General features: G+C 63.9%; 11 protein-coding genes and 2 tRNA genes. 2 read left to right on the forward strand and 11 right to left on the reverse strand.

Features of this window, described 5'->3' with window-relative positions; genetic code table 11:
* Positions 1–339: 339 nt before the first annotated feature.
* The 8 genes from RPC_RS13960 to RPC_RS13995 form a co-directional block, all read right to left on the reverse strand.
* Positions 340–2,076, reverse strand: a complete 1,737-nt coding sequence (locus RPC_RS13960) for an outer membrane beta-barrel protein (protein WP_011473232.1) — start codon at positions 2,074–2,076, stop codon at positions 340–342.
* A gap of 146 nt (positions 2,077–2,222) precedes the next feature.
* On the reverse strand, positions 2,223–2,834 hold the full coding sequence (locus tag RPC_RS13965; protein ID WP_011473233.1) for a CAP domain-containing protein: 612 nt from the start codon (positions 2,832–2,834) through the stop codon (positions 2,223–2,225).
* Positions 2,835–2,926: 92 nt separating this feature from the next.
* Positions 2,927–3,003: transfer RNA gene (locus tag RPC_RS13970), tRNA-Pro, on the reverse strand.
* Positions 3,004–3,059: 56 nt separating this feature from the next.
* Positions 3,060–3,542 carry a DUF192 domain-containing protein gene (locus RPC_RS13975; protein WP_011473234.1) on the reverse strand — a complete coding sequence of 161 codons (483 nt, stop codon included), beginning with the start codon at positions 3,540–3,542 and terminating at the stop codon, positions 3,060–3,062.
* 165 nt (positions 3,543–3,707) lie between these two features.
* Positions 3,708–4,370, reverse strand: a complete 663-nt coding sequence (locus RPC_RS13980; RefSeq protein ID WP_011473235.1) for a cold-shock protein — start codon at positions 4,368–4,370, stop codon at positions 3,708–3,710.
* Between the two features lie 196 nt (positions 4,371–4,566).
* Entirely contained in the window at positions 4,567–5,328 is a 762-nt protein-coding gene (locus RPC_RS13985; protein WP_011473236.1) for an SIR2 family NAD-dependent protein deacylase, read from the reverse strand.
* Positions 5,329–5,863: 535 nt separating this feature from the next.
* Complete coding sequence (locus RPC_RS13990) at positions 5,864–6,454, reverse strand: hypothetical protein (RefSeq protein ID WP_011473237.1); 591 nt, start codon at positions 6,452–6,454, stop codon at positions 5,864–5,866.
* Positions 6,455–6,465: 11 nt separating this feature from the next.
* Positions 6,466–6,666: a hypothetical protein gene (locus RPC_RS13995; RefSeq protein ID WP_041801821.1), complete on the reverse strand. Its 201-nt coding sequence runs from the start codon at positions 6,664–6,666 to the stop codon at positions 6,466–6,468.
* Positions 6,667–7,657: 991 nt separating this feature from the next.
* On the opposite strand from RPC_RS13995, the gene RPC_RS14000 reads away from it, so the two are divergent.
* On the forward strand, positions 7,658–8,107 hold the full coding sequence (locus tag RPC_RS14000; protein ID WP_011473238.1) for a VOC family protein: 450 nt from the start codon (positions 7,658–7,660) through the stop codon (positions 8,105–8,107).
* A 346-nt stretch (positions 8,108–8,453) separates the two neighbouring features.
* On the opposite strand, the gene RPC_RS14005 is transcribed toward RPC_RS14000, so the two are convergent.
* Positions 8,454–8,711 carry a PilZ domain-containing protein gene (locus RPC_RS14005; protein WP_011473239.1) on the reverse strand — a complete coding sequence of 86 codons (258 nt, stop codon included), beginning with the start codon at positions 8,709–8,711 and terminating at the stop codon, positions 8,454–8,456.
* Between the two features lie 307 nt (positions 8,712–9,018).
* On the opposite strand from RPC_RS14005, the gene RPC_RS14010 reads away from it, so the two are divergent.
* Positions 9,019–9,093 (forward strand) — tRNA-Glu (locus RPC_RS14010).
* 73 nt (positions 9,094–9,166) lie between these two features.
* Here RPC_RS14010 and RPC_RS14015 read toward each other — a convergent pair.
* Entirely contained in the window at positions 9,167–12,346 is a 3,180-nt protein-coding gene (locus tag RPC_RS14015) for an efflux RND transporter permease subunit (protein ID WP_011473240.1), read from the reverse strand.
* 15 nt (positions 12,347–12,361) lie between these two features.
* A complete protein-coding gene (locus tag RPC_RS14020; RefSeq protein ID WP_011473241.1) occupies positions 12,362–13,465 on the reverse strand; it encodes an efflux RND transporter periplasmic adaptor subunit in 1,104 nt (367 codons plus the stop codon).
* Positions 13,466–13,549: the final 84 nt, after the last annotated feature.

The raw sequence follows: 13,549 nt of genomic DNA on the forward strand, positions 1-13,549 counted from the left end.
TCTGTCTCCTCGACCCGCGCGACTGCGCACGCAGGCGGCTGCCTGGTTGCCGTGTTTCGAATGTCGGGAAAGGCGGTGGCGTCGGCGTCGATGACCGGGTCGCGGTCGCGCGCGCCCCCCGCCTGCGATCCGCAGGCAGCAGAGGCTTGATCGCTCGGCTTTCCTCTCAAGCGAGAGGCCAACACATATCGAGCCGCCGAATGATCTCAATTGCGCTGAATCAAACCGGATTCGCGCACGACGTCGTCGAACGGCCGGCAGTTAGTCTCGTGCGAGTTGGACGCAGGAGCCTCGCTGCACGGCACGGTTGCGCGCACTGGTGTGTTGCGCGCCTTCTCGTCAGTTGCTGGCCACGACGCCCCAATCGAGCTTGTAGTTCACGCCCATCTTGACCACGTGGAACGCCTGGTCGATGTCGACACTCGGCAGACCGAGCCTGGCATTGACCGGGAAGCTGACGCTTTGGCTGCCGAAATCCATGTAATCGTATTCGAGCTTCGCCGACCAATGACGATCGACGGCGTATTCGAGGCCGGCACCGACGGTCCAGCCGAGCCGCGTGCTGCGCACGTTGTCATGACAGCAGCCCTCGCCCTGCGATGGAATGAAAATACTGCTGGTGTCGAGGGTGTGGTCGGTGACCGCCCAGGCGCCGCCGGCCTTGACGTAGAGCAGGTTGCGCTCGACCGCGTAACCGACGCGCCCGGTGACGCTGCCCAGCGCCGTGGTGTGCGCCTCGGCCTGGCCGCCGCCGAGTCCGGAATAGATCGTATGCGAGCCCTTGAGATCGGCAAACGCCACGTCGGCCTCGACGCCGAGCACCGTTCGGCCGGTCTGGAAATTGTAGCCGAGTTGCGCCCCGCCAAGCCCGCCGGCCATCGGCGTCGATTTGCCGAAACCGCCGACGTTCAATCCGGGCGGCGTGCCCGCCGGGAAATCCGACCCCGGATTGACCAGCGACGTGGTCGAGCCGATTGAATCGGACCAGTGTTTCGGACCGAAGCCGGCGCCGAGCTGGCCGCCGACATAGACGCCGGTCCAGTTCACCGCCAGCGGCGGCGCCTTGGTGGCGAACCCGACGGCGGCCGACGGCGGCGTGGTGTCGCCCCACTTGTAGGACGATTGCAGGAACATGCCGTAGCGCTCGGCGGTGAAGGTGGTGCGTTGGGTGGAGGCGTCGGGCGCCCTCGGCAGCTGCTGAAAGCGCGCGCTGGTGTCGTTGCTCTTGAACGTCCAATAACGGCCGCCGAGACCGAGGCTCCAGCCGTCGGTGACGGCGTAAGACAGCACCGACTCGATCTGCGCGCCATTGCCGTTATCGCCGATCTCGTCGATCCGCAGGCTGCGCAGCACGTGGTCGTCGACGCCGCGGAACGAGACATAGGGCAGATAGGCCGCGTCGACGCTCAGCTTCAGCCGCTCGGACACCGCGAATTCGCCCGACAGACCGACCCGCAGCGACTGCCAATGGTTGGATTCCGTGATCGCGCGCGTATTGACGCCGCAGCCGTTGACGAACTGATTGGCGGCCTGCTGCACGCAGTCGTAGGCGTTCTCCTGGGTGAAGAAATGATTGTAGCCGACGAAGGCGCCGAGCTTGGCGCCCGGCGCAGTGACGAAGCTGTAGCCGACGTCGGCAGTGGCGTAAGACAGGTTGCCGTCGCGCAACGTGCTGAGGGTGTTGGAATAGCCCGAACCACCCATCGCCGATGGATCGAAGTCTTCGTCGTTCAACTTGCCGTGGCTGCCCATCGAGCCGAGCCCGGCATTGAATTTGAAGAACAGGCCTGTGGTGTGATCGACCCGTCCGAACAGCTCGCCGGAATGGCCGGTGAGATTGTCGTAGATCAGCCGCGACACCGCCAGCGACACGCCCGGCGTGTTGTTCGTGCCGAACAGATCCTTTTGCACCTTGCCGGACGAGTACCACCAGCGCGCGCCGATCTGGGTTTCCCAGGCCGACAGCTCAGGCGGCGGCGCCACCGCCTTGACCGGCAGATCGGCCGCGATCGCCCAGGACGATCCCAACACCACCGCCGTTGCGGTCATCCCCGACAGATGCAGACTGATCTTCATTGCGAGCCCCCAAAGCGCGACGTGACGCTGGTGGCTTGGCAGTACAAATCTGCTGCTGTCAATGCGACCTTTACCGAGGCGGCGGCGATGGCGGCGCGCGTAGCACGGCCGGCGCGCCGAGCACCCCGGCTGACCGGCGGGACGGCTTACAAGCAGAGGCCGAGCAGCTTCATCCGGCAGCTCTCGCGCGGCGGCTGCGATGCAGCTTTCGGCGCTGATGTCGCCGCGGTTTTCGCCGCGGTTTTTGGTGCGGTTTTTGGTGCCGGTTTCTTCGCCGATCGCGGCGGCTGGGTTTTTTCGTAGCCCCCGGCGATCACCATCGCCCAATAGGTGCGCCGGGTGGCTGCGCTGCGGGCGCTGGCGACTCCGACGCGCGACGCCCCGGGCATCAGCAGATTCTTGAGATGCCCCGGCGAGTGGATCCATTGCTCGAGCGTCTTCGGGAAACCGTCATTGCCGTAGGCGACATTCTCCGCGGCCTGGCCGGCGCGGGCCGGCGCCACGCGGTTGACGAACGGGCCGAGCACTTCGTGGCTGAGCACATCCTTGGCGGCCATCGCGGCGGCCTGGTCATGGGCGATTTGCGTGAGCTTGAGGTCCAGCGTCACCCGTCCCTCGCCATGGGCGAGGCGGAAGTTCGAAATCATCTCGGCAGGGCCGGCCGGAGCCGGTGCCGCCGGGGCCGCGGCGGGCTGCGCCAAGGCCGCCGCGGGCAACAGCAGCGCCAGCGCAACTCCCATCGAGCAAGCCAGTTTCATCGCACCCCTCTGCGCGCCGCCGCCGCGACAATCGGAACGCCGGATCAGCCGCGCCGAAGGCGCAGCGATCCCGGCTAAGCATTTGATTTGAATGGTCGGGGCACACGGATTCGAACCGTGGACCTGCAGTACCCAAAACTGCCGCGCTACCAGGCTGCGCTATACCCCGAGCTCTGCGAAGCGTTGTCGTTACACGCTTGCGGCCAAACCGGCAAGGCGGCGTTTTCAGCGGCCGTTGAACAACGGATGCGCCACCCGGTCGCCGGGCGCGATGCCGTATTTCTTGGCGGTGCCGGCGATCACCTCGAGCACGCCCTTGGCCGGCGGTCCCGACGGGATGATGCTGAGCGATTGCGGCACGGTGTTCTCGGCGATCCGCGAAATCCGGCCGTCGGCGCGGATGAAGATCATATCCAGCGGGATGAAGGTATTCTTCATCCACATCGACACCGGCTGCTCCGGCGAGAAGTCGAACAGCATGCCGCGGCCGTCCGCCAGCTCTTTGCGATACATCAGCCCGGTGGTCTTCTCCTGCTCGGTGGTCGCCACCTCGACGGCGAACACCTGGACGCCGGATTTGGTGACGATCTCCAGCGTCTGCATCTCCGCGGCGGAGGCCGCGCCGACCAGCCACGTCGCCAACATCATCAGCGCCGCGAGGCGCCCTGCCCCGACCCGCAACGCCGATCGAATTCTCTGCTCACTCATGCACAACGCCCGCTTGTCTGTCCGCTCAGGACTTGGCCATCGATATCGGCGCCGACGCTAGCAGATCGGCGGGCCTCCGAGGCAGCGCAATTTGTCCGACCCACGCCGCTGCCGCGCGCATAGAACACCCCGCACACGGCCAGGTGAGCGGGGATGCGGCGGCTGTTAGTGCGAGGACAGTCCGGGCGCGCCGCCTTCGGGCTGGATTTCGGCGGCCATCATGCCCTTGGAACCCGGCCCGAACCGCACCAGCACGTATTGCCCGGGGCGCAATTCGGTCATGCCGAAGCGGCGCAAGGTTTCCATATGCACGAAAATGTCCGGCGTGCCCTCGCCGCAGGTCAGGAAGCCGAAACCGCGCAGCCGGTTGAACCACTTGACCTGGGCGCGTTCCAGCCCGCTGGTCGGGGTGACGCTGACATGGGTGCGCGGCGGCAGCATCTGCGCCGGGTGGATCGCGGTCGACTCGTCCATCGAAACCACGCGGAACGCCTGATAGCCTTTGGCCCGCTGCACGCATTCGCAGATGATGCGGGCGCCCTCATAGGCGGTCTGATAGCCGTCGCGGCGCAGCACGGTGACGTGCAACAGCACGTCGGGCGATCCATTGTCCGGCACGATGAAGCCGTAGCCCTTTGATGCATCGAACCATTTGATGACGCCGCTGATCTCGACGAGGTTTGCGGAATCGCCCAGCGCGCCGATCGGATCGACCGCGTGATCGCGATCCAGGCCGGATGAAAATTCGCCCGCGGCGCGCTTCACCGTCGGTACCCCGCCTGCCAGCGTTGCACCCGGCCTCTTGGACTCAAAACCGTCCGACCCCATGACCCCGGACTCCACATCATCTTCTTCGGCTCGTCATCGGTGCGATAACGGCGGTTCGCCGGTTCCGATGTCAGACGACATGCAGCCCAAGCGAATCTTCTGATTCGAAGATAACATTCTGCCGAGGGTGGCAAAGACAAAAAACAGCGCGTTAGGGAACTATGAACATCTTGCTGATTGGCGAATCACCTGCGCATCAGTTTCCGACGAACGGACCTAGTATTTCCCCGATGTCGTAGCGGATCACCAGATCGGCCAAGTGGTCCTGATCGGTCGGCTCGTTGTTGATGATCACCAGCTTGGCGCCGCATTTCTTCGCCAGCACCGGAAATCCCGCGGCCGGCCACACCACCAGCGACGAGCCGATCGCCAGAAACAGGTCGCAGCTCTGCGCCAGGTCGCCGGCGCGGTGCATCTGCTGTTCCGGCATCGCCTGGCCGAACGAAATCGTCGCGGTCTTCACCGGCTCGTCGCAACTGGTGCAGCACGGCGCATGATGGGTGCGCTCCCAGCAGGCTTTGACCCATTCGAGTTCGTGGCGTTTGCCGCAGCCGATGCAGCGCGCATAGGTGGTGTTGCCATGCAGTTCGACGACGTCGTGCTCGGCGAAGCCGGACGCCTGGTGCAGGTTGTCGATGTTCTGGGTCACCACCGCGGGAATCTTGCCGGCGCGGTACAGCGAAGCCAGCGCGCGATGGCCGCGCGAGGGCCGCGCCGCGCCGAACGTCGACTGCATCGCGAAGCGCCGCCGCCAGGCTTCGTCGCGGGCGTCCTGCCTGGCCACGAAGGCCTCGAACGGGATCGGCTGGTTGCGGCTCCATAGCCCGCCGGGCGACCGGAAATCCGGAATGCCGGATTCCGTGGAGATGCCGGCGCCGGTAAAAGGCACGATGACCGATGCTTCCGCGATCATGTCACCGAGCCGCTCGACAGCGCCGCGAAGGTCGGTTGCGATCATGGCTCAAGACCCGATAATTTGCCGTGGCTTCGCAGGTTGCCGCGCGCCCGGCAAGGCCTACCAAAGCCCGGCGCAGCCCTGCCATTTACCCCACGTATATGTGAGTTGCGGAGCGGCACCGCAGCGCTATCGTGACGGCGAGTGCACAAGACTTCTTTGACCGGAAGAGCACCCATCGACCCAAAGAGCCCCGTTCCCTCCAAGGCGGGGCTCTTTTCGTTGCGCGCCGCCTTCGGGCCGCAAGACCGCACGCCGACTTGCCCGGCGCCGCGTTTTCAACGACAAATCCCGTTGACAAGGTCTCTTCCCATCGCGGGATTAAAGAAGGCCCTAAGGTCAGTGGCAGGAGCTTTAACGTGCCATGGAGGTGGCCAGCTTCTGTCCAGCCATACGACCATTCTGCCGTGAGATCATAGAGCAACGATTGAGACGATCTCGGCCCTCGACAATATCACACGCGTCTTTGAGACGGAGCGTGTTAAGCCCGAGCATGTGAGCGTGTTGGTGTAGCCATGGCCAGAAGAGAGCGTGACACCTACCCGACTTTTTCTACATCAATGTTTCGGGCATTCGTTATGACCCGAAGTGCTCGGTTGAAGAACTTGATCATATCACGCTTGATCGCCTCTAACTCGTCGGCAGCCTTTCTAACGTCCGGGATGCCCAACTCGTTCTTGCTGTTCCCGCCTTGTGAAGAAGCACTAATCACAACGCGCGAGCGCGTAGCGCCCTTCTCCGACTTGAAGTGGATGCTGGCATGCGCCGCAAGATTGCGCACCACTTTCTGCTGTTTGATCCGCTCACTCAGCTCAATCCAAGGCTTGTGCAGCTCTTTTTCAGCAGACCTCAACATGGCATAGTCGACCAGCCCCAATTTAGAGCTGAAGTTCTGCTTGCTGTAGAACATCCGGGAAGACTGCTCCTCGGCCATGGGCAAGCTGAACAACGCGAAGAAAGATTCCAGGTATTGTTCAATATCAGACAGAGCGACGATGGTGCGCCCGACCTGCAAGTGCATTTCGCTACGATCTTCCAACTCTTCCTTGAACCGACGCGACATCATCTGGACGAAATCGCTCGCGTCGTGATGCTGTCCCTTGGCCACCTTGAACGGCTTTTCCGCCATACCTCACCTTTTCAAGACGAACGCCCCACGACCGCGGCGACCGAGCCGATCACCCACTTCCACTCGCGCAAATAGAACGACACAGCCCATCGGGCCCGGTTCGCTGTCCAATGGCGCTTGTCCGTTCCGCCTACGAAGAAGACGGCTGAGTTCGGCTCGTTCTTGTGGGGAATGAATTCACCGTCCCACCACTTCCGGAAGAATTCTCGCATGGGTGCTCCTGATTCGCGAACAGGCCCATTTTAGCGTGCGATAGGTTGGAAAATCTGGATAAGCCCACTAGTCACAGGTCGCCCCGCCGAGGCGCTAATCAGAAAATCCACCCACCCGATGGCTGGGTCCGATTCCGGGCTTTCCGATTAGACACGGGCTCGAACAGGCTTTGTGCTTGAGGCCGTGACCCAGCGACCCATGAAAAAGGGCGCCCGAATGGACGCCCCCTTAAAATTGGTGTGGAGAAAGGGCTTTAGGCCCAACTTACGGCACTCCGCGCCGGTTCGTTTCTCAAGAGTCTCCGCTTGCTATGAGGCTGACCGTCTTAGGTTCTCCACAGTGCCGCAAGCTCCAGTCGCAAATCAGCAAAAACGTTCATGTGAACCTCCATAGTCAGATCGAAGTCGATGATCACGAATGCAGAGAACCCAATCACGGCTGCCAAATAGGCGGAAACATAAGGCTTGAACGAAACAAACCAGCAGAAGCTGATATCCGGAGCATATCCACTTTGCGCTGATATTCAAATTCTAAATCCGGAAATTTTCGAGAGTGTCCCCCTTGGCCTTGGCCCAAGCTGGAGGGGTACCAACGCCAGACCATTCGAGGTTGCCGTCTCGATATTTGACCGGACGCTTTGCGCGGACCTGTGGAGCGATTTGCAGTTCGGTTGACCCACCTGCAGCAAGGCGCTCAGACTTCACCAGAGAGCTCCAGCTGTCGGGACGTGACCCTATACGAGAGGGCTTGGTCTACCCGTTCACGCAATTCAGCGAGTTGCTCAATGGTCATTGATTCGATCTGCATGGTGCTCTCCTTGGGTGGAGAATCCAAAAAACTCCAGCAGAACGGAAGAAGCACAAAGGGCGGAAAGCCGCACGCAAAGCGCACGCAATCCCCCTGCACCTTGATGCATTTTGCTGATATTTGATGCCGCAAGGCGCCTAAGCCGAACCGAATTCCCGAAATGTTCCCATGGAGAGAAGAAGCATGCGTTATCTGCACACCATGCTGCGCGTCCGCAATCTCGACGCCGCGCTGAAATTCTACAGCGATGCGCTGGGCCTCAAGGAGGTTCGGCGGATCGACAACGACAAGGGGCGATTCAGCCTGGTGTTTTTGTGCGCGGCCGAGGACGAAGGACTGCTCGCGCAGAGTCCCGGCCGCGGCGCGCCGCTGGTCGAGCTGACCTACAATTGGGACGAAGAGACATACGGCGAAGACCGCTTCTTCGGCCACCTCGCTTATGAGGTCGACGACATCTACGCCACCTGCGATCGGCTGATGAAACTCGGCATCACCATCAACCGGCCGCCGCGCGACGGCGAGATGGCGTTCGTGCGTTCGCCCGATCTGCATTCGATCGAACTGCTGCAAAAGGGCAAAGCCTTGCCGCCGCAGGAGCCGTGGGCGTCGATGCCGAACACCGGGCATTGGTGAGCGCGGGCGATCCGCTGCTGCTTGCTCCGGGTTCGCCACGAGCACATTCCGGCAACTACGCACTTTCCGCGGGCGCGATGGCGTCGCGGAAATCCGGCGCGTCGGGAACCCGGCGGCGGCCGTGGCGTTCTCCCACCGATACTGATTTGTATGGAGGTGGACGATGGGACGCGGACTTTTGCTTTGGCTGATTGGCGTACCGATTCCGGTGATCATTCTGCTGTGGCTGTTTCTGGGCCGCTAGGCCGGCGCCACTGCGGGCACAACGACAGTTAGCAAAGGCAAGAGGCCTCGCATCGCGGTGCCTCTTGTTTTGCGTCAGGGCCTCGGCTTGCGACGCGCGCAGCTACGTGGTGAATTTGAGGCCCAGCGTGCTGCCGCGCCGCCACACCACTTCGCAGTCGCGGCCGTTGCGCGCATCGCGTGAAAACGCCAGCCGCAATTTCGAGTTCAGCGCCTGCGCCGATTGCAAAGTGATCTTGGCCCCCGAGGCGGAGAGGTCGAGCACCACGCAGGGCCGCGCGGCGAAGCCGCCCTCCAGGGTGATCCAGCCGGTCTGCTGCACGGCTTTGCGGCTGTCCCGCTTCTTGTTGATCGATGCCATCAGCATGCCTCCAAATCGAAGCAAGCTTTAACGGTCGAGGCTTGCGGAATGGTTGGCGCCGGCTGCGAAAAACCGCAGCATCGCGGAAAGGTTTTGGTTACAAGTGGCGCAACCTCGCGCAGAGCGCTTGCCCGTGTCGAAAAACGCCACTATACGTTCGCCCGCGCTTGCCAAATCAACCGCCAAACGGCGCGATTTCGGCGCCGGTCGGTGTCGATAAGGCATTGATTGATCGGCAAGACTCGTTTTATACAGCCGTGCGAAACGCGGCCCCGCACCGCCTCCGGAGGTGCCGGGACCAAGGTTTGCTCCCTTCGTCTATCGGTTAGGACGCCACCCTTTCACGGTGGAGAGAGCGGTTCGATTCCGCTAGGGAGCGCCAAAATCCCACCATTCAGAACAAAACCGCGGCGAACCAGGCGGCTCGGGCCTCCTGGGACCGTTCGCTTGCCGGGCTAGCGGTCCTGTTGGGAAGATCTCGGCGAAACCGTTCTCACTGTTTTGGCCCGAAGCGCTGACAATAAATCCCGCACCGATCCGGCGAAGTCGGCACGGCCGCTGTCGCGCAACGGGTGCAGGACTGCCGGCTCGAGCGAGCGGCGGTACCAGAACGCATAGAGCGCCGGCAGGAACAGCAGCGTCAATGCCGTCGCCACCAGCAGTCCCCCCATGATCGCGACCGCCATGGGTCCCCAGAAACTCGATCGGCTCAGTGGAATCATCGCCAGCACTGCGGTGAGCGCGGTCAACACCACCGGGCGGGCGCGCCGGACCGTGGCCTCGATGATCGCCTCGCCGCGTGCGCGGCCCGCGGCGACGTCCTGCTCGATCTGATCGACCAGGATCACCGCGTTGCGGATGATCATGCCGGCCAGCGCGATCAGACCGAGCAGAGCGACGAAGCCGAACGGCTTTCCGGACACCAGCAGACCGGCGGTCGCGCCGATCAGTCCCAACGGGGCCGTCAGGAGAACGATCAGAAGCCTGGAGAAGCTCTGCAGCTGGATCATCAGCACCATGAGCATGACGATCAGCATCGCCGGCATCACCGCGACCAGCGCGCCGTTGGCCTTTCCGGAATCCTCGATCGCGCCGCCGAGCTCGATTCGATAGCCCTCGGGAAGCCGGCTCCTCAGATCGGCCAGCGCCGTCCACACCACCGACGACACGTAAGGCGCCTGAACGCCGTCGCGCACGTCGCTTCTGACCGTGATCGCCATGTCGCGGTCGCGCCGCCACTGGATCGCTTCTTCGTGGCCTTGTTCGACGTGCGCGACTTGCGACAACGGCACCGGCACGCCGTTGCGCGACAGCACGGTCAGATCGTCGATGGCGCCGAGGTCGTTGCGTTGGGCGGCGATCGCCCGCGCCACCACGGCGACCTTCTCGGTGCGATCGCGCACCGTGGTCACCGTGGTTCCGGTCACCAGCATCTGCAGCGTCTGCGAGATCGCCTGCGGATCGAGGCCGAGCGCCCTCGCCCGGTCCTGATCGATCAGGAGCCGGATCGACGGCATCTGCTCGTTCCAGTCCAGCTGCGGCTCGACGGCGTCCGGATTGTTGCGCAGGACGTCGCGGACCTCGTAGGCGATCGAGCGCACCGTGTTCGGATCCTCGCCGATGATGCGAAATTGCACCGGGAATTTGATCGGCGGGCCATGGGCGAGCCGCTTCAGCCGCACCCGCGCGCCGACGATCGCACCGTCGCGGACGGCGAGTTCGATCCGACGCTTGACCCGCTCGCGTGCCGCGCTGTCCTTGGTGACGACGACGAGTTCGCCATAGGCCTCGTTGGGCAGTTCGGGATTGACGTTCAGCAGGAAGCGCGGCGGCCCCTTGCCGACATAGGTGCTCCAGGTGACGACGTCGTCGTCGGCGGCGACCAGAGCTTCCGCCTGTTGCGCGATCGCAAGGGTGGTTTCGAGCGCGCTGCCACCTGGCAGACGAAGCTCGACGAACAGTTCCGTCCGGTCCGAGGTCGGGAAGAACTGTCGCTGGATCTTGCCGAATCCCACGAGCGAAAATGCGAAGGCCGCGATCGTCACGCCGATCACCATGAGCCGATAGCGGACGCACCAAACCACCAACCTTCGAAATCGGCGATACACCGGCTTGTCGTAGATCGCCAGCGCCGAATCGCCGTGGTGAGATCGCGCCGGCAGCAACTTGAAGCCGAGATAGGGCGTCAGCACCACGGCGACGAGCCACGACGCCACCAGCGCGATGCCGACCACCCAGAAGATGCTGCCGGCGTATTCTCCGGTGCCGCTGGCCGCCATGCCGACCGGAAGGAAGCCGGCCGCCGTCACCAGCGTGCCGCTCAGCATCGGCCCCGCGCACGACTGCCAGGCGAAGGAGGCCGCGCGCGCCCGATCGAAGCCCTGCTCGATCTTCACCATCATCATCTCCACCGAGATGATGGCGTCGTCCACCAACAGGCCGAGCGCGATGATCAGCGCGCCGAGCGAGATTCGATGCAGGTCGATGCCGATCATCAGCATCGCCGCAAACACGATGCCGAGCACCAGCGGGACCGACGTCGCCACCACGATGCCGGTGCGCCATCCCAGCGACGCGAAACTGATCAGCAGGACGATCGCCAGCGCTTCCACGAACGACCGCATGAAGTCGCCGACCGCCTCGCGGACGATGGCGGGCTGATTGGCGACGCGCTCGAAGCCGAGGCCGGTCGGAATAGCCCGCTCGATGCCGGCCATCACCGCCTCGACGTCCTCGCCGAGTTTTAGGATGTTGGCGCCGCGCTGCATGGCGATGCCCATCGCCAGGGCCGGCACGCCGCGTTGCCGCACCAGCGATTGCGGTGGATCAATGTAACCGCGGGATACGGTGGCGATGTCGCCGAGCCGGATCACCGTGCCGGCGACCGCCACCGGCGTTTCCTCCACCGCGCTCACCCCGTCGAAGGCGCCGGTGACGCGCAACGGAATGCGGGTCGATCGGGTCTGCACCATCCCGACCGGCGCGAGATCGTTCTGCCGGGCCAGGCTGGCAAAAATCGTCTGCGGCGAGATGCCGAGATTGGCGAGCTTGACGTGGTCGAAGTCGACGAAGATGCGCTCGTCCTGCGTGCCGTAGATCGTCACCTTGGAGACGTTCGGCACTTTCAGCAGACGCTGTCGAACCTGCTCGGCGATGCGCTTCATCGTCGCGTAGTCGGCGCTGTCCGAACTCAACATATAGACGACGGAATCGACGTCGCCGTATTCATCGTTGACCTCGGGACCCGCCACCCCCTCCGGCAGATCCGGCTTCACGTCTGCCAGCTTTTTCCGGAGCAGATAGAACAGCCAGGGCACCTGGGCCGGCGGAGTGGTGTCGCGAAACTCGACCTGGGCCGCGGTGAAGCCCGGCTTCGAATAGGTCGTCACCTTGTCGAACCAGGGTAGTTCCTGCAGCTTCTTCTCGATCCGATCCGCGACCTGAAACTGCATTTCCTCAGCAGTGGCGCCCGGCCAACTTGCCGTCACCACCGCGACCTTGATGGTATAGGACGGGTCCTCGGCCCGGCCGAGCTTCTGATACGACAGAGTGCCGGTTAAGCCGATCACGAGGATCAGGAACAGCATCAATGTCGGGTGGGCGACCGCCCAGGCGGAAAGGTTGAATCGCGACATCGCTTCGGCCTCGCATCAAAACGACAGCGCGGAGACCGCCCGCACCGTCAGGCCCGCATCGAGCTTTTCGACCCCGAGCGCGACGACGCTCTCACCCTCGGTCACGCCCGAGACGATCAGCACGAAGCGCGCGTCGTAGCGGTCGATCACCACGGCGCGTTCGGCCAGTCTGCCGCCGGCATCGACGACCCAGACCGACGGCCCGCGACCGTGGTTGAACAGCGCCGTTAGCGGCAGGCGCGCTACCGGACGCCCGCCCTGCTCCCGCAGCATCAGCGTCGCGCTCATGCCGATGCGGACTGCTTCATCGGGATCAGCGATGCTGAAGCGCGCGGCATAGGTGCGCGTCGCCGGCTCGGCCGCGAGCGCCAGTTCACGCAATCGCACCACGTAGACCTGCTCCGGCAGCGACCACAGCGTCAGCGACGCCGCGGCCTGGCGCGCGTGCTCGACATAGCTTTCCGGCAGCGCCACCAGCGCCTCGAGTTCGGCGAGACGAGCGAGCCGCACGGCGGGCTGCGCCGCTGTGATCACCTGCCCTGGTTCGACCGGCGTCGCCGTGATGACGCCATCCTCCTCGGCGGCGAGCGTCGCGTAGTCGAGCGAATGCGCTGCGAGGTCGAGCCCGCGTTGCGCGCGGATCAATCGGCTGCGCGCCTCCTGCGCGGCGGCGAGCGCCTTCTCCACCGTGGTGTTGGCCGCCCAGCCCTTGCTCTGGAGTTCGATGGCGCGCCGTTCGTCGGCCGCGGCCTGGCTCAGGCTCGTGGTGGCGGCTTTCACCTCCGCCTCGGCCTGCTCGCGCTGCAGCTGCAGATCGTCGGGATCGAGCTCAAGCAGCGTCTGGCCTTTGCGCACGCGGTCGCCATTGCGCACCAACCGCCGCGCCACCTTGCCGTTCACCCGAAATCCGAGGTCGCTTTCGATCGCCGGCCTGATCGTGGCGGCGAAGGTCCGCGTTCTGCCGCCGTCCTGGTAGCGCACCGGTGCGACGATCACTGGGAGAGGAGCGGCGGCGACGTCCCGCTTGGCGGGCTCGCGAAGGGCCGAATCGCAGCCGCCGACCATGAGCGCCAAAGCGACGATGGCGGGTCCGAATAATGCGATCTCCCTCATCGTCATCGCCTTAACGTGAAACCGCGGAGCCGCCCGCCCGGGGAAAGCCGACGACACCCAATAAACGTACCGTACGTACGGTTATTATGA

The sequence above is a fragment of the Rhodopseudomonas palustris BisB18 genome (assembly GCF_000013745.1).
GTDB lineage: Bacteria > Pseudomonadota > Alphaproteobacteria > Rhizobiales > Xanthobacteraceae > Rhodopseudomonas_A > Rhodopseudomonas_A palustris_F.

Excerpts from the sequence above, each read along its gene's own strand:
- RPC_RS13960 (WP_011473232.1), bottom strand. The coding sequence starts at position 2,076 with ATGAAGATCAGTCTGCATCTGTCGGGGATGACCGCAACGGCGGTGGTG.
- RPC_RS13965 (WP_011473233.1), bottom strand. The coding sequence starts at position 2,834 with ATGAAACTGGCTTGCTCGATGGGAGTTGCGCTGGCGCTGCTGTTGCCC.
- RPC_RS13975 (WP_011473234.1), bottom strand. The coding sequence starts at position 3,542 with ATGAGTGAGCAGAGAATTCGATCGGCGTTGCGGGTCGGGGCAGGGCGC.
- RPC_RS13980 (WP_011473235.1), bottom strand. The coding sequence starts at position 4,370 with ATGGGGTCGGACGGTTTTGAGTCCAAGAGGCCGGGTGCAACGCTGGCA.
- RPC_RS13985 (WP_011473236.1), bottom strand. The coding sequence starts at position 5,328 with ATGATCGCAACCGACCTTCGCGGCGCTGTCGAGCGGCTCGGTGACATG.
- RPC_RS13990 (WP_011473237.1), bottom strand. The coding sequence starts at position 6,454 with ATGGCGGAAAAGCCGTTCAAGGTGGCCAAGGGACAGCATCACGACGCG.
- RPC_RS13995 (WP_041801821.1), bottom strand. The coding sequence starts at position 6,666 with ATGCGAGAATTCTTCCGGAAGTGGTGGGACGGTGAATTCATTCCCCAC.
- RPC_RS14000 (WP_011473238.1), top strand. The coding sequence starts at position 7,658 with ATGCGTTATCTGCACACCATGCTGCGCGTCCGCAATCTCGACGCCGCG.
- RPC_RS14005 (WP_011473239.1), bottom strand. The coding sequence starts at position 8,711 with ATGGCATCGATCAACAAGAAGCGGGACAGCCGCAAAGCCGTGCAGCAG.
- RPC_RS14015 (WP_011473240.1), bottom strand. The coding sequence starts at position 12,346 with ATGTCGCGATTCAACCTTTCCGCCTGGGCGGTCGCCCACCCGACATTG.
- RPC_RS14020 (WP_011473241.1), bottom strand. The coding sequence starts at position 13,465 with ATGACGATGAGGGAGATCGCATTATTCGGACCCGCCATCGTCGCTTTG.